Below are 20,894 nucleotides of genomic sequence, written 5' to 3'. Positions count from 1 at the left end.
CGTGAGCGAGACCGCCCGCCGGCCCCACAAGCCCTATCGCCGTCCCAAGAAGGACCCCGTCCGCATCCTCGCGTTCGACGCGCTGCGGGCGGTGGACGAGCGGGACGCGTACGCCAACCTCGTACTGCCGCCGCTGCTGCGCAAGGCGCGCGCGAAGGGCGACTTCGACGACCGGGACGCGGCGCTGGCGACGGAACTGGTGTACGGGACGCTGCGCCGGCAGGGGACGTACGACGCGATCGTCGCGGCCTGTGTGGACCGGCCGTTGCGCGAGGTGGACCCGCCGGTGCTCGACGTGCTGAGTCTCGGCGCGCACCAGCTGCTCGGCACCCGGATCCCCTCCCACGCGGCGGTGTCCGCGACCGTGGAGCTGGCCCGGGTGGTGCTCGGTGACGGGCGGGCGAAGTTCGTCAACGCCGTGCTGCGGAAGGTCGCGCAGGACGATCTCGACGGATGGCTGGCCAAGGTCGCGCCGCCCTACGACGAGGACCCCGAGGACCATCTCTCCGTCGTCCACTCCCATCCGCGCTGGGTCGTCTCCGCGCTGTGGGACTCGCTCGGCGGTGGCCGCGCCGGGATCGAGGAACTGCTCGCCGCCGACAACGAGCGGCCCGAGGTGACGCTGGTCGCGCGGCCGGGGCGGGCCACGACCGAGGAGCTGCTGGACGTCGAGTCCGCCGTGCCGGGGCGCTGGTCGCCGTATGCCGTGCGGATGGCCGAGGGCGGGGAACCCGGCGCGGTCGGTGCCGTGCGCGAGGGCCGGGCAGGGGTGCAGGACGAGGGCAGTCAGCTCGTCGCGCTGGCGCTCGCCGCCGCGCCGCTCGACGGACCCGACGAGAAGTGGCTGGACGGCTGCGCGGGTCCCGGCGGCAAGGCCGCGCTGCTCGCCGCGCTCGCCGCGCAGCGGGGCGCCACGCTGCTGGCCGCCGAGCGGCAGCCGCACCGGTCCGGGCTCGTCGCCAAGGCGCTCGCGGGCAACCCCGGTCCGTATCAGGTGATCACCGCCGACGGGACCCGGCCGCCGTGGCGGCCCGGCACCTTCGACCGGGTCCTGATGGACGTACCGTGCACCGGGCTCGGTGCGCTGCGTCGCCGTCCCGAGGCCCGTTGGCGCCGCCGTCCCGAGGACCTGGAGGGCTTCGCGCCGCTTCAGCGGGGGCTGCTGCGGACCGCGCTGGAGTCCGTGCGCGTCGGCGGGGTCGTCGGCTACGCGACCTGCTCGCCGCATCTAGCCGAGACGCGTGCGGTGGTGGCCGACGCGCTCAAGCAGTTCCCGCAGGCCGAACTCCTCGACGCGCGGCCCCTGTTGCCCGGCGTACCGGACCTCGGCGACGGTCCCGACATCCAGCTGTGGCCGCATCTGCACGGCACGGACGCGATGTACCTGGCCCTGATCCGCCGCACCGCCTGACGGCCCGGACTTCCGCCGCACCGCCTGACGGCCCGGACTTCCGCCGCACCGCCTGACGGCCCGGACTTCCGCCGCACCGCCCGACGGCCCGGACTTCCGCCGCACCGCCCGACGGCCCGGACTTCCGCCGCACCGCCCGACGGCCTGGACTTCCGCCGCACCGCCTGACGGCCCGGAGGTCCGGCGGAGCGGCAGTCCGCTCCGGGACTGTCCGTCGGACCGGCAGTCCGCCGCGGGACCGTCGGTCGGGCCGGCTGTCCGCTCCCGGACCGTCCCTCGGGGCCGGCTGTCCGCTCCCGGACCGTCCCTCGGACCGGTTGTCCGCTCCCGGACCGTCGGTCGGGCCGGCTGTCCGCCCACGGACCGTCGGTCGGGTCGGCTGTCCGCCCACGGACCGTCGGTCGGGTCGGCTGTCCGCCCACGCACCGTCCCTCGGGCCGGCCGGCCGGCCCGGAGGCGGTGTCCGGGGGCCCGGGCGCGCGCCGAGGGGCGCTTCCCGGTCGTCAGGTGTCCGGTGGGCCCGCCGGCTCGGGCTCCCGGGGCACGCCCTCGCCGTCCTCCCGTGCCAGCCGGTGTGGCCACCACACCTTTGGGCCGACGTCCAGGAACAGGGACGTGACCAGGACGGACCGGACGACGAAGGTGTCGAGGAGTACGCCCAGGGCCACCGCGAAGCCGATCTCCGCGAAGGCGACCATGGGGAGGGTGCCCAGGGCGGCGAAGGTGCCGGCCAGGACCAGGCCGGCCGAGGTGATGACCGCGCCGGTGGCCGCGAGGCCGGTGACCACGCCCTTGCGGGTGCCCAGACGGGCCGCCTCCTCCCGGATGCGAGTGGTCAGGAAGATGTTGTAGTCGATGCCCAGGGCAACCAGGAAGACGAAGACGAAGAGCGGGAAGTCCGTCGACTCGCCGGCGTAGTCGAACACGTACCGGAAGGCGAGCGCGCTGATGCCCAGGGCCGCCGCGAAGGACAGGATCACCGTCCCGATCAGCAGCAGCGGGGCGATCAGGGCGCGCAGCAGCACACAGAGGATCAGCAGGACCACGACCAGCACCAGCGGGATGATCAGGATGTTGTCGTGGGTGGTCGCCTCGTCCATATCGAGCAGCGCCGCTGTTCCGCCGCCCACGAGCGCGTCGGCGTCCGGCACCGCGTGCACGGCGTCACGGACCCGCTCCACGGTCTGTTTCGCCGCCTCGCTGTCGGCCGGGTCGGACATCGTCGCCTCGAACATCACCCGGCCCTCGAACGACGGTTTTGCGCCAGGTGGCAGCCCGAGCGACTCGGGCACCACACCGTCGGTGCCGGCGACCGCCCGGCCGACCTCCTGCGCCTGCGCCTGGTTGGCGATGACGACGAGCGGGTCGCCGCTGCCCGCCGCGAAGTAGCGGGCCGAGATCTCCTGGCCGGTGATCGAGTCCGGTTTCCCGGTGAACGCGTCCGCGTTGCCGATGCCCTCCGCGCGCAGCTGGATCAGCCCCAGTGAGCAGACCGCCAGGATCAGCGCCGTCACACCCCAGACCATGCGGGGCCGGTGCGACATACGCCGCCCGGCACGCGCCCACAGGCCGCGTTCGGTCGGGTCGGGCGAGCCGTTGTGCGGGATCACGGGCCAGAAGATCCAGCGGCCGAAGATCACCAGCAGGGCCGGGAAGAGGGTCATCATGGCGAGCAGGGCCACGGCGACGCCGATGGCGGCGACCGGGCCGAGGCCGCTGGTGGAGTTCATCTCGGCGGCGAGCAGCACCAGCATGCTCAGGACGACGGTGGCGCCGGACGCGATCACGGCCGGTCCCGCGCGGTGCAGGGCGAGGGCCATCGCCTCGTGCCGGTCCTCGTGGCGGCGCAGCTCCTCCCGGTAGCGGGCGACCAGGAGGAGGGCGTAGTCCGTCCCCGCGCCGAAGACGAGCACGGTGAGAATGCCGGCGCTCTGCCCGTTGACCGTCAGGCCCGCGTGCTCGGCCAGCAGATAGATCAGGGCCTGGGCGGTGAACAGCGCGCAGACCACGGCGAGGACCGGGACCAGCAGCAGGGTCGGGCTGCGGTAGGTGATGAGCAGCATCACGACGACGACGCCCATGGCCGCGAGGAGCAGGGTGGAGTCGATGCCCTCGAAGGCCTCGGCGAAGTCGGCGGAGGTGCCGCCGGGGCCGGTGATGTGGACGGCGAGGCCGCCCTCGCTGTCCCCGACGTCCTCGCGGATCGAGTCGACGGCCGGGCCGATCCGCTCCCAGCCCTGTTCGTCCATGGTGATCGGCACGAAGACCTGGGCCGCGCGAGGGTCGGCCTCGCGGTCGAAGACGGGGCCGCGGGTCTCGGTGCCGCGGATCCCGTGGTCCCGCAGCTCCTTGAGTGCCTGTACGTCGTCGGCGATCCGCTCCCGGTCGGCGGCCGTCAGTCCGCTCTCGCGCGCGTACACGACGATCGCCGGGATCTGCTCGGGCCGGAAGTCCTCGGAGATCTCCAGTACCTGCGTGGACTCGGCCGAACCGGGCAGCCAGGAGGCCGCGTCGTTGTCCTGGGCGTCGGTGAGCTTCTGCGCGAAGGGCGCGGCGACGAAGAGCACCGCGACCCACAGGGCGAGTACGACCCACTTGGCCCGCCGTCCGCAGACCAGATGCCCGATGCCTCTGTTGCCGGTCATGGCCACCCCCGTAGCCGGTTGGCCGAAAAGCATGGCATGCCGCGGGCCGGGCCGACAGGGGCGCGGGGCGTCGAACTGTCCGGCTGTGCGGTGCCGGTACGCGGGGGCCGTGCCGGGTCGGTACGGAGGGGCCCTGCGGCGCGGGTGGGTGGTGCTTCCCCTTGGCGCGGGCGCCCGCATCCGGGACCCATTGGGCCCACCCCCGGGCGGCATGGGACGCTTAGGGCATGGCCGCGCAGATCAACCCCAGCATTCTGTCCGCCGACTTCGCCCGTCTCGCCGACGAGGCCAAGGCGGTGGAGGGAGCCGACTGGCTCCACGTCGACGTGATGGACAACCATTTCGTCCCGAACCTCACGCTCGGGGTGCCGGTCGTAGAGTCGCTGGCCCGTGCGACGGACACTCCGCTGGACTGCCATCTGATGATCGAGGCCCCCGATCGATGGGCCCCGCAGTACGTAGAGGCGGGTGCCTCTTCCGTCACCTTCCATGTCGAGGCGGCCGCGGCGCCGGTCCGGCTGGCCCGTGAGATCCGGGCCAAGGGCGCCCGCGCCTCGATGGCGCTCAAGCCCGCGACCCCGATCGAGCCGTACGAGGATCTGCTCGCGGAGCTCGACATGCTGCTGATCATGACCGTCGAGCCGGGCTTCGGCGGCCAGGCGTTCCTCGACATCATGCTCCCGAAGATTCGCCGGACCCGCGAGTTGATCAGCAAGCACGGTCTGGAGCTGTGGTTGCAGGTCGACGGCGGGGTCTCGGCGGCCACCATCGAACAGTGCGCCGAGGCCGGCGCCGACGTCTTCGTCGCCGGATCGGCGGTGTACGGCGCATCGGACCCGGCAGCGGCGGTACGTGCATTGCGCACACAGGCGGAGGAGGCAACGGTCCGTGCTTCTTTGGCCTGAGATCACTAAGGTCGAAGCCTTCGGCCAAGGCTTGCCCGAGCGGGCAGACACCGGGCCAAGGGAACGTGAACGGCTCCCATCAGGGGCGATCAAGTCCGCCGTATCTGCAAGGATGAACGGCGAATCCAGAGTGTGAACAGCAGTGAGGAGATCGCCGTGTCGGGTATGTCGGCGGGCCGGTCAGCCATGCGGATGGGACCCGCTGAGCTGGTGCAGGCGGCGGCCATGGCCCGCCGCTTCTACCTGGAGGGCAAGTCCAAGATCCAGATCGCCGAGGAGTTCGGCGTCAGCCGCTTCAAGGTGGCCCGCGTCCTGGAGACCGCCCTCGAACGGGATCTCGTACGTATCGAGATCCGGGTCCCTGCCGAACTGGACGCGGATCGCTCCGACGCGCTCCGGGCCCGGTACGGACTGCGGCACGCCGTGGTCGTGGAGTCCCCGGCCGACGCGGAGGAGACCCCCGATCCCGAGAACCTCGGCGAGGTCGCCGCGGACCTGCTCGGTGAACTCCTCGACGAGGGCGACGTACTGGGCCTCGCGTGGGGCCGGTCGACGATCCACATGGCCGCCGCGCTCGACAAGCTGCCGCCGTGCACGGTGGTGCAGCTGACGGGTGTGTACGACGCCGGGACCGCCGAGCGCGGTTCGGTGGAGGCCGTCCGGCGCGCGGCCGAGGTGTCCGGCGGGGACGCCCACCCGATCTACGCGCCGATGCTGCTGCCGGACGCGGCCACCGCGGCGGCGCTGCGCAACCAGACCGGCATCGCCCGCGCCTTCGGCTACTTCGACAAGGTCACGGTCGCCTGTGTCTCCATCGGCTCCTGGGAGCCGGGCATCTCGACCGTGCACGACATGCTCAGCGACGAGGAGCGCGCGCACTACGCCTCGCTCGGTGTCGCCGCCGAGATGTCCGCGCACCTCTTCGACTCCGACGGCCGCCGGGTCGGGCGGGACCTCGGGGAACGCTGCATCACGGTCAAGACCGACCAGTTGCGCCGCGTACCGGAGGTCGTCGCGATCGCCGGCGGACAGCGCAAGGCGGCCGCGATCGACGCCGTACTGCGGTCGGGTCTCGTCACCAGCCTGGTCACGGACACCTCCGCGGCCGACTACCTGATGACGGCCGGCCCCGCGCCGCGGCCGGCGCTGAACCGGGCGGACCCGGACGGCCCCTGACAGCGGGTCATGAGGGGGCCGCCGTGGCAGCGTGGGCGACATGCTGCTGCGGTGGGTCCTCCGGATGCTCGCCTGTGCGGTCCTGGTCCTCGTGGCCGGATGCGCCACCACGGACGCGGCCGACGTCACGGAGACGGCCGGTGCCGCGTCGGGTCCCGCGACGCCCTCGTGGGCCCGCGACACGGCCACCGTCCCGGTGGCCGACCTGCCCGCCGAAGCGCGTGAGACGCTCCGGCTCATCGATGCCGGCGGGCCGTTCCCGTACGCCAAGGACGGAGCGGTCTTCGGGAACCTCGAAGGACTGCTGCCCGCGCGCGATCGTGGGTATTACCACGAGTACACCGTCCCCACGCCCGGCTCGCGCGATCGCGGGGCCCGGCGGATCGTCACCGGGGACGGCGGCGAGATCTACTACACGGACGATCACTACGAATCCTTCAGGGCGGTACTGAGATGACGGAAGTCGTGGTCACGCTGGACCTCGACGGGGTGACGGACAAGGCGGGACTGATGGACCGCTGCGTCACGAACCTGGCACTGCCCGACTGGTTCGGCCGGAACTGGGACGCGCTCGCCGACAGCCTCACCGACCACGACCTGTGGCCCGGCGACTCCGTCGAACGGGGGCTGCTCGTCGTCGTACGGAACTGGCGGGCGTACGCCGCCGCGCGTCCCGCCGAGTGGGAGACCGCACTTGAGGTCTTCGGGCAGTCCGCCGACACGGCCCCCGCGCTGACCGTGGCACTGGCCCTTGGAGGAACCTCCTAAGACGCCCCTGACCAGCCTGGACGATGTGACCGGGCAGCGCGTTCCGGGTGGCGTGGGACAATGAAGTACGTGCTCTTCCCCCTGGCTGACCTGTCCGGGGGCCACCTCTGATCGACTGGGATGTGCAGCACGTGCGTTTCCTCAACGACATCCAGCCCTCGTACGACCTGACGTACGACGACGTGTTCATGGTGCCGCGGCGTTCCGCGGTCGGCTCGCGGCAGGGCGTGGACCTCAGCTCCCCGGACGGCACGGGCACCACGATTCCGCTCGTGGTCGCCAACATGACCGCCATCGCCGGCCGGCGGATGGCCGAGACGGTGGCCCGTCGCGGCGGGCTCGTGGTCATCCCGCAGGACATCCCGATCGACGTGATCACCGATGTCGTCTCCTGGGTGAAGAGCCGCCCGCTCGTCCTGGACACCCCGATCGTGCTGGCCCCCCACCAGACCGTGGCCGACGCGCTGGCCCTGCTGCCCAAGCGCGCGCACAACGCGGGTGTCGTCGTCGACGAGCACGACCGGCCCGTCGGGGTCGTCACCGACCGGGACCTGACCGGCGTCGACCGCTTCACACAGCTCGCCCTGGTCATGTCCAGGGACCTGCTGCTGCTCGACGCGGACATCGACCCGCGCGAGGCCTTCAACCGCCTGGACGCCGCCAACCGGCGCTACGCGCCCGCGGTGGACAAGGACGGCAGGCTCGCCGGCATCCTCACCCGCACCAACGCCCTGCGCGCCACGCTGTACACCCCGGCCGTCGACGCGGACGGCAAGCTGCGCATCGCCGCCGCCGTCGGTATCAACGGCGATGTCGCGAGCAAGGCCGAGCAACTGCTCGCGGCGGGCGTCGACACACTGGTCATCGACACCGCGCACGGCCACCAGGAGTCGATGATCAGCGCGGTCAAGCTGGTCCGCGACCTCGACCCGCGGGTGCCGGTCGTGGCCGGCAACATCGTCTCCGCCGAGGGTGTGAAGGACCTGATCGAGGCCGGCGCCGACATCATCAAGGTCGGTGTGGGTCCCGGCGCGATGTGCACCACGCGCATGATGACCGGCGTGGGCCGGCCGCAGTTCTCGGCCGTCCTGGAGTGCGCGGCCGAGGCGAAGAAGTACGGCAAGCACGTGTGGGCCGACGGCGGCATCCGGCACCCGCGCGACGTCGCGATGGCGCTGGCCGCCGGCGCCTCCAACGTGATGGTCGGCTCCTGGTTCGCGGGCACCTACGAGTCGCCCGGCGACCTCCAGCAGGACGCCGACGGCCGTTACTACAAGGAGTCGTTCGGCATGGCGTCCGCCCGCGCGGTGGCCAACCGCACGTCCGAGGAGTCGGCCTACGACCGGGCCCGCAAGGCGCTGTTCGAGGAGGGCATCTCCACGTCCCGGATGTTCCTCGACCCGGCCCGCCCGGGCGTCGAGGACCTGATCGACTCGATCATCGCGGGCGTCCGCTCCTCGTGCACCTACGCCGGCGCGGGCTCCCTGGAGGAGTTCGCCGAGAAGGCCATCGTCGGCATCCAGAGCGCGGCCGGCTACGCCGAGGGCAAGCCACTGCACGCCAGCTGGAGCTGACGCGCTCCCCGCCGCCGTCCCCCTCTCCGAAGCCCCCGCTGCCCGCCCGCCGGGCAGCACGGGGGCTTTCGGCGTTTCCGGGACGGCTCGCGCAACGGTCCACAGCCGTTGTGCAACGATCACGCGCCCGTACCCCCGGAACGCAATGATCTTGCGGGCATACGCAAGGTTGCTGCATTACAGCGGCAACGTCAGAGCTCGTAGGCTGTCGCCTCGTACGTGGCGTGGCGGGGACCCCGCTCGGTGGGTCCCCTGTCCGAAGGGGTGCTGCCGGTCCCCGTCGCCCCGACCGGCAGCGATGAAGGAGCCAGCGCGTGCTCGACCAAGGCGCACCCCCGCACGACGACAGGCCGACCGCCCCCGCGCCCCCGGGTGTCGGCGCGCGCCTGTTGCGCCGCAAGCCCGTGGAACTCCTGGTCGCGGAGGGTGGCCAGGGGGAGGGAGGCTCGCTGCGGCGCTCCCTCGGGATGTGGCAGCTGACGATGATCAGCATTGGTGCCACGCTCGGCACCGGCATCTTCGTCGTCCTCGGCGACGCCGTCCCGGAGGCCGGTCCCGCCGTCACGCTGGCCTTCGTCATAGCCGGACTCACGGCCCTCTTCTCGGCCCTGTCCTACGCCGAGCTGGCCGGCAGCATCCCGGTCGCCGGCTCCTCGTACTCGTACGCGTACGCAACGATGGGCGAACTCGTCGCCTGGGTGTGCGGCTGGTGTCTGGTCCTGGAGTACGGCGTGTCCGTGGCCGCCGTCGCCGTCGGCTGGGGCGAGTACCTCAACGAACTGCTCGACGGCACGATCGGCGTCACCATCCCCGGTGCGCTGTCGTCGGCGCCCGGCGAGGGCGGCATCATCAACCTGCCCGCCCTGATCGTCGTACTGCTCGCGATGGTCTTTCTGCTCGGCGGGGTCCGCGAGTCCGCGCGCGCCAACACCGTGATGGTCGCCGTGAAGATCGCCGCGCTGGTGCTGTTCTGCTCGGTCGGCTTCATGGGGTTCAAGTCCGGCAACTACGCGGACTTCATGCCGCTCGGCATGGCCGGGGTCAGCGCCGCGGGCGCCACGCTGTTCTTCTCGTACATCGGCTTCGACGCCGCCTCCACCGCCGGTGAGGAGGCGAAGAACCCCAAGAAGGACCTGCCGCGGGCCATCATGCTGTCGCTGGTCATCGTGACCGCGCTGTACGTGCTGGTCGCGGCGGTCGCCGTCGGTGCCTGGAACTGGACGAAGTTCGAGGGTTCCGAGGCCTCCCTCGCCGCCATCATGAACGACGTCAGCGGCCAGAGCTTCTGGGGCACCCTGCTCGCGCTCGGCGCGGTCATCTCCATCGCCAGCGTGGTCCTCACCGTGCTCTACGGCCAGACCCGCATCCTCTTCGCGATGTCCCGCGACGGACTGGTGCCCAAGGCGCTCGGCAAGGTCCACCCCAGGACCGGCGCGCCCCGGCTCAACACCGTGATCGTGTCCCTCTTCTGCGGTGTGCTCGCCGCGATGATCCCGCTCGGCAAGCTCGTCGACGCCACCAGCATCGGCACGCTGTTCGCGTTCGCCCTGGTCAACATCGCGGTGATCGTGCTGCGCCGGCGCCGGCCCGAGCTGGAACGGACGTTCCGGGTGCCGTTCGGACCGGTCCTGCCGCTGCTCGGCTTCGCCTTCTGCGCGTACAACATGTTCAGCCTCGACACCGTGACCTGGGTGGTCTTCGGATGCTGGATGGCCGCGGGTCTCGTGGTCTACTTCCTGTACGGCCATCGCCGCTCCCGGCTCAACGCGCCGGACGCCCTTGCCACACCAGAAGTGAAGTGAACCACCCGCAGTGCTGAACGATCTCGACGAACGCATCGTGCACGCCCTCGCCGAGGACGCCCGCCGCTCCTACGCGGACATCGGGCAGCTCGTCGGCCTGTCCGCGCCGGCCGTCAAACGGCGCGTGGACCGGCTGCGCGCCACCGGCGCCATCACCGGCTTCACCGTACGGGTCGACCCGTCGGCGCTCGGCTGGGAGACCGAGGGGTTCGTCGAGATCCACTGCCGGCGCAACACCTCGCCGGAGACCATCCGGCGGGGCCTGGAGCGCTACCAGGAGGTCGTGGCCGCCTCCACCGTCACCGGTGAGGCGGACGCGGTCGCCCAGGTCTTCGCCTCCGACATGCGCCACTTCGAGCAGGTCCTGGAGCGCATCGCGGGGGAGCCGTTCGTGGAGCGCACCAAGTCCGTGCTGGTGCTGTCCCCGCTGCTCAGGCGCTTCTCGTCGGGCTCGCCCACCTGAACCGGCGCTCCACGTGCCGCGGCCCCCGAAGCGCTACTCCGCCGTCTTCCGGGCCAGCGCGTTGTTGCCTATCGAATTGTGCACACTGAAGCTCACCGCGTCCGACCGGTAGCGGTCGTCCGACCACTCCACGGGGCGCCCCTCGTGCGTGGTCGTCACCCGGCGGACCCGCAGCAGCGGACCGGTCCGGCGGATCCCCAGCAACTCGGCGTCCTGCGCGCCCGCCGCCACCGCGTCGATGAGATGCTCGCCGTAGGCGAACACCAACCCGGTGGCCTCGTAAAGGCGTTGGGTGACCGAGGGACAGTCGGGCTCGATGTCCTCGACCGCCGGTGAGATCCAGTCGGCGTACACCGTCCGCTCCAGCAACACCGGCTCGCCGTCCAGCCCGCGCACCCGCAGGACGTGCAACACCCTTGAACCCGAGGGGAGTTGCAGCCGGACCGCGTCCTCCGTCGTGGCCGGGCGGTACCCCTGCTCCACCACGTGTCCGGTCGCCTCGCGGCCCATCGCGCGCGCCCACTGGGCGAAGCTGCGCAGCTCGGCGAAGCTCTGGCTGCGGCGGCTGGCGAGCACCACCCGGCGCGCGCCCTGCCGGGAACCGATCAGACCCTCGGCGGTGAGGCTCGCGACGGCCTGGCGGACGGTGCCGCGCGAGACGGCGTACTGCGCGGCGAGATCCGTCTCGGAGGGCAGCCGGCTGCCGACTGTGTACTCCTCGTGGTCGATCGCCCGTCGCAGTGCCTCGGCGATCTCCTCGTGTCGCGCCGTCATGCCGCCCCTCTGCATTGATTGGTGTGCACAGCGTGAGCAGCCTAATCGATATCCGCAGCGGATCGGGCGGGCCGAAATTGTGCAGGCAACAGCGGGCTCTCATTCGGTTTACGTTCACCTTCGCGTCATACGGGCCGGGCGTACTGGGGCCGACTTGTTCAGACAAGTTCTTGCCGCGGACTGCTTCGCGGCCCCATACTCCGCAGCACCCACCCTCGTGCGCACCCCTGGAGAGACCGTGTCCGTCCCCCTGCCGCGATCAGCCGTTCTCGGCGGCTCCCTCGCCGTCGTCGCCGCGCTCGCCCTCAGCGCCTGCGGCGCCGCTCCCGACAACGCGTCCACCACCGCCAACGGCAAGTCCGCGGCCACCGCCGGCTCCGCCGCCGACTTCGGCGGCTTGGACAAGCTGGTCGAAGCCGCCAAGAAGGAGGGCAAGCTCCAGGCCATCGCGCTGCCCCGCGACTGGGCCAACTACGGCGCCCTCATAGACGGCTTCCAGAAGAAGTACGGCATCAAGATCGAGGTCGAGAACCCCGACGGCTCCAGCCAGGACGAGATCAACGCCGTCACCTCGCGCAAGGGCCAGGACCGCGCCCCCGACGTCCTGGACCTCGGCTCCTCCTTCGCCATCAGCGCCGCCCAGCAGGACCTGCTGGCGCCCTACAAGGTCGAGGCGTTCGACGACATTCCCGCGTCGCAGAAGGACGCGCAGGCCCGCTGGTACAACGACTACGGCGGCTACATCTCCATCGGCTGCGACGCGGCCCGCGTCAAGACGTGCCCGACCACCTTCGACGACCTCCTCAAGCCCGAGTACAAGGGCCAGGTCGCGCTCAACGGCAACCCCACCAAGTCCGCCGCGGCCTTCGGCGGCGTCTACGCGGCCGCCCTCGCGAACGGCGGCTCCTTCGACGACATCCAGCCCGGCCTCGACTTCTTCGCCGAGCTGAAGAAGAACGGCAACTACACGCCCGTCGAGTCCACCCCGGCCACCGTCGAGAAGGGCGAGACGCCGATCAGCATCGACTGGGACTACCTCAACGCGGGCTACGCCGAGGAGTTCAAGTCCAAGGGCGTCGACTGGAAGGTCGCGGTCCCGGCCGACGGCCAGTTCTCCCAGTACTACTCCCAGGCCATCAACAAGGACGCCCCGCACCCCGCGGCCGCCCGCCTGTGGCAGGAGTACCTCTACAGCGCCGAGGGCCAGAACCTGTGGCTCGCCGGTTACGCCCGGCCCGCGCTGATGACCTCCATGGAGAAGGCCGGCACCCTCGACAAGACGGCCGCCGCCAAGCTGCCCGAGGTCTCCGGCACGCCGACCTTCCCGACAGAGGAGCAGCAGAGCACGGCCAAGACCGTGCTCGCCGAGGGCTGGGCGAAGGCCGTCTCCGGATGACCGCCACCCTCACGCGGGCGGACGTGGTGCCCGCCGCTTCCCAGAAGCGGCGGCGCCGCGCCCCCGGATGGCTCGCCGTCCTCCCGCTGCTCGTCTTCACCGCGGTCGCCTTCGGACTGCCCGCCGTGGCCATGCTGAACGGCGCCTTCACCGTCAAGGACCCGGCGACCGGGGCGACCGGCTACAGCGGCGAGAACCTGTCGGCGTCCCTCAAGGGCGCCTACCTCACCGCGCTCCTCGGCAGCGTCAAGCTGTCCGCCGTCACCGCCGCCCTCGGCGCGCTCCTCGGCCTGCCCATCGCGCAGGCCGTGGTGACCTCCCGGTTCCGCGGTCTGCGCGAGGCCGTGCTCACCGCGTCCGGGGTGCTCGCCAACTTCGGCGGCGTCCCGCTGGCCTTCGCGTTCGTCGCCACGCTCGGCAACGCCGGTGTGCTCACCCGCCACTTCGGCCTGGGCGGCACGGGCTGGAACCTGTACAGCTTCTGGGGACTCGTCCTCGTCTACCTGTACTTCCTGATCCCGCTCATGGTGCTCACCATCACCCCGGCGCTGGACGGACTGCGCTCCCAGTGGCGCGAGGCCGCCCAGAACAACGGCGCCACCAACGTCCAGTACTGGCGCCACGTCGCCCTGCCCGTACTGCTGCCCTCCCTGCTCGGCGGCCTGGTGCTGCTCTTCGGCAGCGCGTTCGCCGCGTACGCCACCGCCGCGGCCATGGTGGGCAGTTCGGTCCCCCTCGTCACCCTTCAGATCGCCGACGCCATCTCCGGCAACGTCCTGGTCGGCCAGGAGAACGTGGCGCTCGCGCTCAGCCTCGACATGGTCCTCGTCGCCGGACTCGTCATGGCCGTGTACCTGCCCCTGCAACGCCGGAGTGCCCGATGGCTCGCCTGAACCCGATGGCCGGACCGCGGGCCGCCGCCCGCCCGGTCCTGTGGCGGTGGGGCGTGCTCGGCCTCGCCGGACTGTACTTCCTGGTGCCGCTGGCCGCGTCGGTCGTCTTCACCGTCGACGTGCCCGGCCAGGGCGTCACCTTCGACGCCTACACACAGATCTTCTCCACCGAGGGCTTCACCACCAGCCTGCTGCTCTCGCTGGGCCTGGCCGCCGCCACCATCGCGATCGTGCTGCTGCTCATGGTGCCCGCCATGGTCGCGCTGCGGCTCGGCGCGCCCCGGCTGCGGCCGGTGGTCGAGGTGGTCTGCTCGCTGCCACTGGTCGTCCCGCCGATCGCGTTCGTCGCGGGCATCGGGACCGTCCTCAAGTGGGGACCCGAACACCTGTCGACCACCCCGCTGTTCCAGACGTTCGTGGCGATCCAGAACCCGGACTTCCCGTTCGTGCTGGTGCTCGCGTACGTCGTGATGGCACTGCCGTTCGTGTATCGGGCGCTGGACGCCGGACTGCGCGCCGTCGACGTACCGACCCTCGTCGAGGCCGCCCGCTCCTGCGGGGCCGGCTGGCCGCAGGCCCTGGTCCAGGCTGTCCTGCCGAACCTGCGGGGCGCGCTGCTCAACTCCGCGTTCCTCACCCTCGCCCTGGTCCTCGGCGAGTTCACGGTGGCGCAGCTGCTCGGCTTCCAGCCGTTCGCCGTGTGGATCGTGAACATCAGCGGCTCCCAGGCCCAGCTGTCCGTCGCCGTGTCCGTGCTCAGTCTGCTCGTGACATGGGTCCTGCTTCTCGCGCTCGCCGGTGCCGGCGGACGTACCCGTACCGCATCCCGGGGATGACCATGACCGCCTCCACCCTTGAGAAGGCCGCCGCCAACCAGGCCGCCACCGTCGAATTCCGGGACCTGCGCCGGGAGTTCGGGCCCACCGTCGCCCTCGACGGGCTCGGCCTGACCGTGCGTCCCGGTGAGTTCCTCGCCCTGCTCGGCCCGTCCGGCTGCGGCAAGACCACCGCCCTGCGGATGCTCGCCGGGTTCGAGCATCCCGACTCCGGTGCCGTCCTCGTCGACGGGCAGGACGTCACCCGCGTCCCCGCCCACCGCCGGGACGCCGGCATGGTCTTCCAGTCGTACAGCCTCTTCCCGCATCTGAGCGCGCTCGACAACGTGGCCTTCGGACTGCGGATGCGCAAGGTCCGTACGTTTGAACGCCGGGCCCGCGCCGCCGAGTTGCTGGAGCTGGTCGGGCTCGCCGACAAGGGCGAGCGGTTCCCGCACCAGCTGTCCGGCGGCCAGCAGCAGCGCATCGCGCTGGCCCGCGCCCTCGCCCTGCGCCCACGCGTCCTGCTCCTCGACGAGCCGCTGTCCGCGCTCGACGCCAAGGTGCGGCTGTCGCTGCGCGAGGAGATCCGGCGGCTCCAGCAGGAGCTGGGCATCACCACACTGTTCGTCACACACGACCAGGAGGAGGCGCTCTCCGTCTCCGACCGGGTCGCGGTCATGCGGTCCGGACGGCTCGAACAGTGCGCCGAGCCCGCCGAGTTGTACGGCCGTCCCGCGACGCCGTTCGTCGCCGAGTTCGTCGGCACCATGAGCCGGATCCCGGGCACGCTCCGGGGCACGGACGTCGAGGTGCTCGGGCAAAGGCTGCCGGTCGACGGGCCCCTGCCGGCCGACGGCGCCACGGACGTCGACGTGCTGGTGCGGCCCGAGGCCGTGCGGGTCACGGCCGACGCGGGCGGTACGGCGCGGATCGTCGCGACTGCCTTCCTCGGCGCCGTCGTCCGGGTGAGCGTACGGCTCGCCGACGGCACCGAGGTCAAGGCCGACCTGCCCACGCACGAGGCGGCCGGGCTCGGCACCGGAGCCCCCGTCGGCGTGTCGCTGCCGGAGCGGGCCGTGCTGGTCGCCGGGCGCAAGGCCGACTGAGCGGACCGCGGCACCCTCCTGGTCCGGTTCCCCGCACCGGCAATCCACCCACGACCGAAAGAGAACCACACGTGACCCCCCACCCCCGACTCCCGCTCCAGGCCGTCCTGTTCGACATGGACGGAACGCTCGTCGACACCGAGCGGCTGTGGTGGGAGGCGGTGGAGCACGTCGCCGGGCGGCCGCTCACCGACGCCGACCGGCCCGAGGTACTGGGCCGGCCCGTCGAGTACACGGCCGACTGGCTGGCACACACCACCGGCCGTCCGCTCGACGACCTGTCCGCCGCGCTGCACCGGGAGTTCGCCGAGCGGGTGCGCACCGGCATCGTGCCCCGTCCCGGCGCCCTCGACCTGCTGGACGCGCTCGCCCGGGACGGTGTCCCCACCGCGCTGGTCACCGCCTCCCCACGGGCGGTCGCCGGCAGTGTCCTCGCCGTGCTCGGCGCCGACCGGTTCGCGGTCGCCGTCACCGCCGACGACACCGCCCGCAGCAAGCCCGCCCCGGACCCCTACCTCGCCGCCTGCTACGCCCTCGGCGCCGAGCCCGCCGCCTGCGTCGCCGTCGAGGACACCCAGACCGGCGTCACCTCCGCCGAGGCGGCCGGCTGCGCGGTCCTCGCGGTACCGTCACTGGCACCGATAGCACCGGCCCCGGGCCGCCGGGTACGGTCCAGCCTCGTCGGCGTCACGACGGAGGAGCTCAAGGCGATGGTCGTACGAGAGCAGACACCGACCACCCCCCAACTCAGTGTCATGAGCTGGAACCTCTGGCTCGGTGGCAGTCCCGTCGAGGATCACCGGGCCAAGCAGGTCAAGGCCGTGCTCGACACGGGCGTCGACGTCGTCGGACTCCAGGAGACCGCCGGTACCGCGACCCGGGAACTCGCCGAGGCCCTCGGCTGGCACCACCACACCGCCGGCGAGAACCTCGGCATCATCAGCCGCCACCCCATCACCGCCCGCCACGGCGACCCGGACGTCGGTTTCTACGGGGCGGCCGGTGCCCGGATCCTCGTAGGCCCCGGCCTGGAGATCGACGTATGGACGGCCCATCTGCACTACACGCCGTACGGGCCCTACGAGTCCGCCTTCGACGGGCTGGCCGCCCCCGCGCTGATCGCCCACGAGGAGGTCCGGCTCGCCCAGATGCGGGAGACCCTGCGGTGGATCGCGCGGTCCGGCGACGACGGCGTCCCCGTGGTGCTCGTCGGCGACTTCAACTGCCCCTCCCACCTGGACTGGCCGGACGTCCGGTGGCCGGTGACGGAGGCGGCCGAGGAGGCGGGCCTGTGCGACTCCTACCGCGAGGCACACCCCGACCCGGCCGAGGCCCCCGGCCACACCTGGTCGCCCATCCATCCCCTCCACGAGGACGCCGGCGGCCGCGTCGAGCCGCAGGACCGGATCGACTACGTCCTGCACCGCGGCCTGCGGACGCTGGACTCCCGCACCCATGTGGCCGGTACACCGCGTGCCTGGCCCGACGTGGCCGGCAACGACTGGCCGTCGGACCACGCGGCGGTGGTCACGACCTTCGCGCTGCCGGGCGCCGGCTGACGGGCGGCTCGCGGGGTGCGGGCGGAGTGCGGAGCGCGGGCGGAGTGCGGGGGAGTGCGGGGGGCTCAGAACTCCGGCTGCCAGGGGACGACCCTGAAGTCCCCCGTCCCCTTCTTCACCTTCTCGAAGGGCGCCGAGCTGATGCACTTCGGCAGGTCCTTCGGGCCCAGGTCCTCGGTCGTCGCCCAGCTGTAGCCCAGCCGGTCGGAGCGGCCGAGGTCGTGCACCGAGATGCCGACCCGCTTGCCCTTCTCGCCGGGCAGGTCCGTGTCGGTGACAATGCCGGAGACCACGGCGACCTTGCCGCCGGTGACGAGGCAGTCGACCTTCGCCTTCCCGTAGGCGCCCTCGCCGTCCAGATAGTGGCTCCACTCGAAGGTGCCGGTCGCCTTCATCGGGTCGGCCTTGTCGGCGGCGGCGAGATGCGCGTCGAACGAGAACGTGATGTCGTCCCCGGCGGAGCGGTACAGCTTGGCGGTACCGGTCAGGGCCGCGCCCTCGCGGGGCCCGTGGGACCCGGCGGCGGAGGCCGTGGCGGCCGCTCCGGCGGTGAGCAGCACGGCGGAGCCCAGCACGACGATCTTCGTACGGCGATTCATCGCGTTCCTTTCAGCAGGTCGGACGGACATCCCTCACTCTCGCGCCCGGGACCCCGCACCACATCGCACCCTGGACGTCACCCGTCCTCCGCCGCGCGGGGGGAGGCCTCGCAGCCCCGTCCACCTCCAGGGCGAGACCCCACCCGCACCCCCTCAGGGGCGCGGGGAACTGCGCGATCGGCCCCCACCGTCCCGCACACGACGACGAACCCCCTCCTGGCCCGGCCAAGCACCCCGGCCAAGCGCCCCGACCATCGCACGCAACGAATCGTCGCCCCCCGCGCCCCGAGCGCAACAAACGCTCCGCCGACGCGCAACGGCTCCTCCTTGTCCGCCCAGGACAACCCCCCGTACCGTCTAGGTGGCCCCCACACCCACCCACCCCTCCGGCGAGGACCCCGCATGCGCACCGCCCTGCTCCAGAGCTCCGGCCGCCCCGGCTCGACCGTCGAGAACCTCAAGGTCCTCGACGAGGCCGCGGGCCGCGCCGCCGCGGCCGGGACCGCGCTGCTCACCGCGCCGGAGATGTTCCTCAGCGGCTACGCGATCGGCGACGACATCGCCCGGCTCGCGGAGCCCGCCGACGGCGACGGCGCGGACGCGGTCGCCGACATCGCGACACGGCACGGCCTGGCGATCGCCTACGGCTACCCGGAGCGCGCGGGCGACGCCGTCTTCAACTCCGCCCAGCTGATCTCCGCCGACGGCACCCGGCTCGCGAACTACCGCAAGACCCATCTCTTCGGCTGCTTCGAACGCGACCACTTCACCCCCGGCGAGCAGCCGGTCGTCCAGGCGCGGCTGCACGGCCTCACCGTGGGCCTGATGATCTGCTACGACGTGGAGTTTCCGGAGAACGTCCGCGCGCACGCCCTCGCCGGCACCGATCTGCTGCTGGTGCCGACCGCGCAGATGCACCCGTTCCAGTTCGTCGCCGAGTCCCTGGTGCCGGTGCGCGCCTTCGAGAACCAGATGTACGTCGCGTACGTCAACCGGGTCGGTCCCGAGGGCGAGTTCGAGTTCGTCGGCCTGTCCACCCTCGCCGGCCCCGACGGCATCGCGCGCACCCGCGCCGGCCGGGGCGAGGAGCTGGTCCTCGCCGACGTCGACCCGGCCTTCCTCGCCGCCTCGCGCGAGGCCAACCCGTATCTGCGGGACCGTCGCCCCGGCCTCTACGGGTCCCTGGTCTGACACCCGCCCCCTGATCTTCCGCATTGCGCAAGGAGTCCGTACCCCATGACGTCCACCGTGCCCAACGCCGTCGAGCACGCCGACGGGCAGCAGCCGCCGATCACCATGTTCGGCCCGGACTTCCCCTACGCGTACGACGACTTCCTCGCGCACCCGGCGGGCCTCGGCCAGATACCCGCCACCGAGCACGGCACCGAGGTCGCCGTCATCGGCGGCGGACTCTCCGGCATCGTCGCCGCGTACGAGCTGATGAAGATGGGCCTCAAGCCGGTCGTGTACGAGGCCGACCGGATCGGCGGACGGCTGCGCACGGTCGGCTTCGACGGCTGCGACCCCTCACTCACCGCCGAGATGGGCGCGATGCGCTTCCCGCCGTCCTCGACGGCCCTCCAGCACTACATCGACCTGGTGGGACTGGAGACCAGCCCGTTCCCCAACCCCCTTGCCGAGACCACCCCTTCGACGGTCGTCGACCTCAAGGGCGAGTCGCACTACGCCGAGACGGTCGGCGACCTCCCGCAGGTCTACCGGGATGTCGCCGACGCCTGGAACCGGTGCCTCGAAGAGGGCGCCGACTTCACCGACATGAACCGTGCCCTGCGCGAGCGGGACGTGCCCCGCATCCGCGAGATCTGGTCCCGGCTCGTGGAGAAGCTCGACAACCAGACCTTCTACGGCTTCCTCTGCGACTCGGAGGCCTTCAAGTCGTTCCGGCACCGCGAGATCTTCGGCCAGGTCGGCTTCGGCACCGGCGGCTGGGACACCGACTTCCCCAACTCCATCCTGGAGATCCTGCGGGTCGTCTACACCGAGGCCGACGACCACCACCGCGGTATCGTCGGCGGCTCCCAGCAGTTGCCGCTGCGTCTGTGGGAGCGTGAGCCGCAGAAGATCGTGCACTGGGCGCTCGGCACGTCGCTGGCCGCGCTGCACGAGGGCGGCGAGCCGCGCCCGGCCGTGACCCGGCTGCACCGCACCGCCCGCGACCACATCACGGTGACGGACGCGAACGGCGACATCCGCACCTACCGGGCGGCGGTCTTCACGGCCCAGTCCTGGATGCTGCTCTCCAAGATCCAGTGCGACGACTCGCTCTTCCCGATCGACCACTGGACGGCGATCGAGCGCACCCACTACATGGAGTCGTCGAAGCTGTTCGTCCCCGTGGACCGGCCGTTCTGGCTGGACAAGGCCGTCGACGACAGGGGAAATCCGACGGGTCGTGACGTGATGTCGATGACCCTCACCGACCGGATGACCCGCGGGACCTACCTCCTCGACGACGGTCCCGACAAGCCGGCCGTCATCTGTCTCTCGTACACCTGGTGCGACGACAGTCTGAAGTGGCTGCCGCTGTCCGCGAACGAGCGGATGGAGGTCATGCTCAAGTCGCTCGGCGAGATCTATCCCGGGGTCGACATCCGCAAGCACATCATCGGCAACCCGGTGACCGTGTCCTGGGAGAACGAGCCCTACTTCATGGGCGCGTTCAAGGCCAACCTGCCCGGCCACTACCGCTACCAGCGGCGCCTGTTCACGCACTTCATGCAGGACCGGCTGCCCGAGGACAAGCGGGGCGTCTTCCTCGCCGGCGACGACATCTCCTGGACGGCGGGCTGGGCCGAGGGCGCCGTGCAGACCGCGCTGAACGCCGTCTGGGGCGTGATGCACCACTTCGGCGGGGCCACCGACCGGACCAACCCCGGCCCCGGTGACGTCTACGACGAGATCGCACCGGTCGAACTGCCGGAGGACTGAGCCCGGCCCACGGCCCCGCTCACTGCTCACCCCGCCCACGGCCCGGCTTACGGCCC

Annotated in this window: 18 protein-coding genes; 15 read left to right on the top strand and 3 right to left on the bottom strand. The window is 71.7% G+C overall.

Annotated features, from left to right (window positions below):
• Position 1: 1 nt before the first annotated feature.
• Positions 2-1,411 carry an RsmB/NOP family class I SAM-dependent RNA methyltransferase gene (locus ACIQAC_RS19950; protein WP_402192910.1) on the top strand — a complete coding sequence of 470 codons (1,410 nt, stop codon included), beginning with the start codon at positions 2-4 and terminating at the stop codon, positions 1,409-1,411.
• A 503-nt stretch (positions 1,412-1,914) separates the two neighbouring features.
• Here ACIQAC_RS19950 and ACIQAC_RS19945 read toward each other — a convergent pair.
• Positions 1,915-4,056 carry an MMPL family transporter gene (locus ACIQAC_RS19945; protein WP_402192907.1) on the bottom strand — a complete coding sequence of 714 codons (2,142 nt, stop codon included), beginning with the start codon at positions 4,054-4,056 and terminating at the stop codon, positions 1,915-1,917.
• A 227-nt stretch (positions 4,057-4,283) separates the two neighbouring features.
• Here ACIQAC_RS19945 and rpe point away from each other — a divergent pair, with 227 nt between their 5' ends.
• From rpe to ACIQAC_RS19910, 7 genes are all read left to right on the top strand, one after another.
• Positions 4,284-4,961 carry a ribulose-phosphate 3-epimerase gene (gene rpe, locus ACIQAC_RS19940; RefSeq protein WP_402192905.1) on the top strand — a complete coding sequence of 226 codons (678 nt, stop codon included), beginning with the start codon at positions 4,284-4,286 and terminating at the stop codon, positions 4,959-4,961.
• A gap of 132 nt (positions 4,962-5,093) precedes the next feature.
• The gene (locus ACIQAC_RS19935) at positions 5,094-6,137 is read left to right on the top strand and encodes a sugar-binding transcriptional regulator (RefSeq protein WP_402192903.1); all 1,044 of its coding nucleotides are present in this window, start codon (positions 5,094-5,096) and stop codon (positions 6,135-6,137) included.
• 40 nt (positions 6,138-6,177) lie between these two features.
• Positions 6,178-6,594, top strand: a complete 417-nt coding sequence (locus ACIQAC_RS19930) for a ribonuclease domain-containing protein (protein WP_402192901.1) — start codon at positions 6,178-6,180, stop codon at positions 6,592-6,594.
• Positions 6,591-6,905 (top strand): barstar family protein, encoded by a 315-nt coding sequence (locus ACIQAC_RS19925; RefSeq protein ID WP_402192899.1) that lies wholly within the window; start codon positions 6,591-6,593, stop codon positions 6,903-6,905. The genes ACIQAC_RS19930 and ACIQAC_RS19925 overlap by 4 nt, the downstream gene beginning before the upstream one ends.
• A 131-nt stretch (positions 6,906-7,036) precedes the next feature.
• Positions 7,037-8,479, top strand: a complete 1,443-nt coding sequence (locus ACIQAC_RS19920) for a GuaB1 family IMP dehydrogenase-related protein (protein WP_402193399.1) — start codon at positions 7,037-7,039, stop codon at positions 8,477-8,479.
• Positions 8,480-8,793: 314 nt separating this feature from the next.
• Entirely contained in the window at positions 8,794-10,281 is a 1,488-nt protein-coding gene (locus ACIQAC_RS19915) for an amino acid permease (RefSeq protein WP_402192896.1), read from the top strand.
• A 10-nt stretch (positions 10,282-10,291) separates the two neighbouring features.
• The gene (locus tag ACIQAC_RS19910) at positions 10,292-10,744 is read left to right on the top strand and encodes an Lrp/AsnC family transcriptional regulator (RefSeq protein WP_402192893.1); all 453 of its coding nucleotides are present in this window, start codon (positions 10,292-10,294) and stop codon (positions 10,742-10,744) included.
• A 33-nt stretch (positions 10,745-10,777) separates the two neighbouring features.
• Here the strand turns inward: ACIQAC_RS19910 and ACIQAC_RS19905 are convergent, their stop codons facing one another.
• Positions 10,778-11,518, bottom strand: a complete 741-nt coding sequence (locus tag ACIQAC_RS19905; RefSeq protein WP_402192891.1) for a GntR family transcriptional regulator — start codon at positions 11,516-11,518, stop codon at positions 10,778-10,780.
• Positions 11,519-11,756: 238 nt separating this feature from the next.
• Here ACIQAC_RS19905 and ACIQAC_RS19900 point away from each other — a divergent pair, with 238 nt between their 5' ends.
• The 5 genes from ACIQAC_RS19900 to ACIQAC_RS19880 all read left to right on the top strand — a co-directional run bounded on the left by ACIQAC_RS19900 (position 11,757) and on the right by ACIQAC_RS19880 (position 17,290).
• Positions 11,757-12,914, top strand: a complete 1,158-nt coding sequence (locus tag ACIQAC_RS19900; RefSeq protein WP_402192889.1) for an ABC transporter substrate-binding protein — start codon at positions 11,757-11,759, stop codon at positions 12,912-12,914.
• Positions 12,911-13,807 carry an ABC transporter permease gene (locus ACIQAC_RS19895; protein WP_402192886.1) on the top strand — a complete coding sequence of 299 codons (897 nt, stop codon included), beginning with the start codon at positions 12,911-12,913 and terminating at the stop codon, positions 13,805-13,807. The genes ACIQAC_RS19900 and ACIQAC_RS19895 overlap by 4 nt, the downstream gene beginning before the upstream one ends.
• Positions 13,795-14,643, top strand: coding sequence for an ABC transporter permease (locus ACIQAC_RS19890; RefSeq protein ID WP_402192884.1), 849 nt, complete (start codon positions 13,795-13,797; stop codon positions 14,641-14,643). Before ACIQAC_RS19895 ends, ACIQAC_RS19890 begins: the two co-directional genes overlap by 13 nt.
• A 2-nt stretch (positions 14,644-14,645) precedes the next feature.
• Positions 14,646-15,731, top strand: a complete 1,086-nt coding sequence (locus ACIQAC_RS19885) for an ABC transporter ATP-binding protein (protein WP_402192881.1) — start codon at positions 14,646-14,648, stop codon at positions 15,729-15,731.
• Between the two features lie 71 nt (positions 15,732-15,802).
• Positions 15,803-17,290 (top strand): HAD-IA family hydrolase, encoded by a 1,488-nt coding sequence (locus ACIQAC_RS19880; RefSeq protein ID WP_402192879.1) that lies wholly within the window; start codon positions 15,803-15,805, stop codon positions 17,288-17,290.
• A 65-nt stretch (positions 17,291-17,355) separates the two neighbouring features.
• Here the strand turns inward: ACIQAC_RS19880 and ACIQAC_RS19875 are convergent, their stop codons facing one another.
• The gene (locus ACIQAC_RS19875) at positions 17,356-17,889 is read right to left on the bottom strand and encodes a Repetin (RefSeq protein ID WP_402192877.1); all 534 of its coding nucleotides are present in this window, start codon (positions 17,887-17,889) and stop codon (positions 17,356-17,358) included.
• 402 nt (positions 17,890-18,291) lie between these two features.
• Between ACIQAC_RS19875 and ACIQAC_RS19870 the strand changes: the two genes are divergently transcribed.
• Together ACIQAC_RS19870 and ACIQAC_RS19865 are read left to right on the top strand one after the other, a co-directional pair.
• Complete coding sequence (locus ACIQAC_RS19870) at positions 18,292-19,080, top strand: carbon-nitrogen hydrolase family protein (protein ID WP_402192874.1); 789 nt, start codon at positions 18,292-18,294, stop codon at positions 19,078-19,080.
• A 45-nt stretch (positions 19,081-19,125) separates the two neighbouring features.
• On the top strand, positions 19,126-20,838 hold the full coding sequence (locus ACIQAC_RS19865; protein ID WP_402192872.1) for a flavin monoamine oxidase family protein: 1,713 nt from the start codon (positions 19,126-19,128) through the stop codon (positions 20,836-20,838).
• The last annotated feature ends 56 nt before the right edge of the window (positions 20,839-20,894 follow it).

It is taken from the genome of Streptomyces sp. NPDC088387 (genome assembly GCF_044753385.1).
In the GTDB taxonomy this organism is placed as follows: Bacteria; Actinomycetota; Actinomycetes; order Streptomycetales; family Streptomycetaceae; genus Streptomyces.
The sequence above is the reverse complement of the archived record's forward strand: the minus strand, read 5'-3'. Positions and strand labels throughout refer to the sequence as shown.

What these genes read in the sequence shown, in the direction of transcription:
- ACIQAC_RS19945 (WP_402192907.1), bottom strand. Translation starts at nt 4,056, where the DNA reads ATGACCGGCAACAGAGGCATCGGGCATCTGGTCTGCGGACGGCGGGCC.
- ACIQAC_RS19905 (WP_402192891.1), bottom strand. Translation starts at nt 11,518, where the DNA reads ATGACGGCGCGACACGAGGAGATCGCCGAGGCACTGCGACGGGCGATC.
- rpe (WP_402192905.1), top strand. Translation starts at nt 4,284, where the DNA reads ATGGCCGCGCAGATCAACCCCAGCATTCTGTCCGCCGACTTCGCCCGT.
- ACIQAC_RS19885 (WP_402192881.1), top strand. Translation starts at nt 14,646, where the DNA reads ATGACCGCCTCCACCCTTGAGAAGGCCGCCGCCAACCAGGCCGCCACC.
- ACIQAC_RS19890 (WP_402192884.1), top strand. Translation starts at nt 13,795, where the DNA reads ATGGCTCGCCTGAACCCGATGGCCGGACCGCGGGCCGCCGCCCGCCCG.
- ACIQAC_RS19870 (WP_402192874.1), top strand. Translation starts at nt 18,292, where the DNA reads ATGCGCACCGCCCTGCTCCAGAGCTCCGGCCGCCCCGGCTCGACCGTC.
- ACIQAC_RS19925 (WP_402192899.1), top strand. Translation starts at nt 6,591, where the DNA reads ATGACGGAAGTCGTGGTCACGCTGGACCTCGACGGGGTGACGGACAAG.
- ACIQAC_RS19875 (WP_402192877.1), bottom strand. Translation starts at nt 17,889, where the DNA reads ATGAATCGCCGTACGAAGATCGTCGTGCTGGGCTCCGCCGTGCTGCTC.
- ACIQAC_RS19865 (WP_402192872.1), top strand. Translation starts at nt 19,126, where the DNA reads ATGACGTCCACCGTGCCCAACGCCGTCGAGCACGCCGACGGGCAGCAG.
- ACIQAC_RS19930 (WP_402192901.1), top strand. Translation starts at nt 6,178, where the DNA reads ATGCTGCTGCGGTGGGTCCTCCGGATGCTCGCCTGTGCGGTCCTGGTC.
- ACIQAC_RS19895 (WP_402192886.1), top strand. Translation starts at nt 12,911, where the DNA reads ATGACCGCCACCCTCACGCGGGCGGACGTGGTGCCCGCCGCTTCCCAG.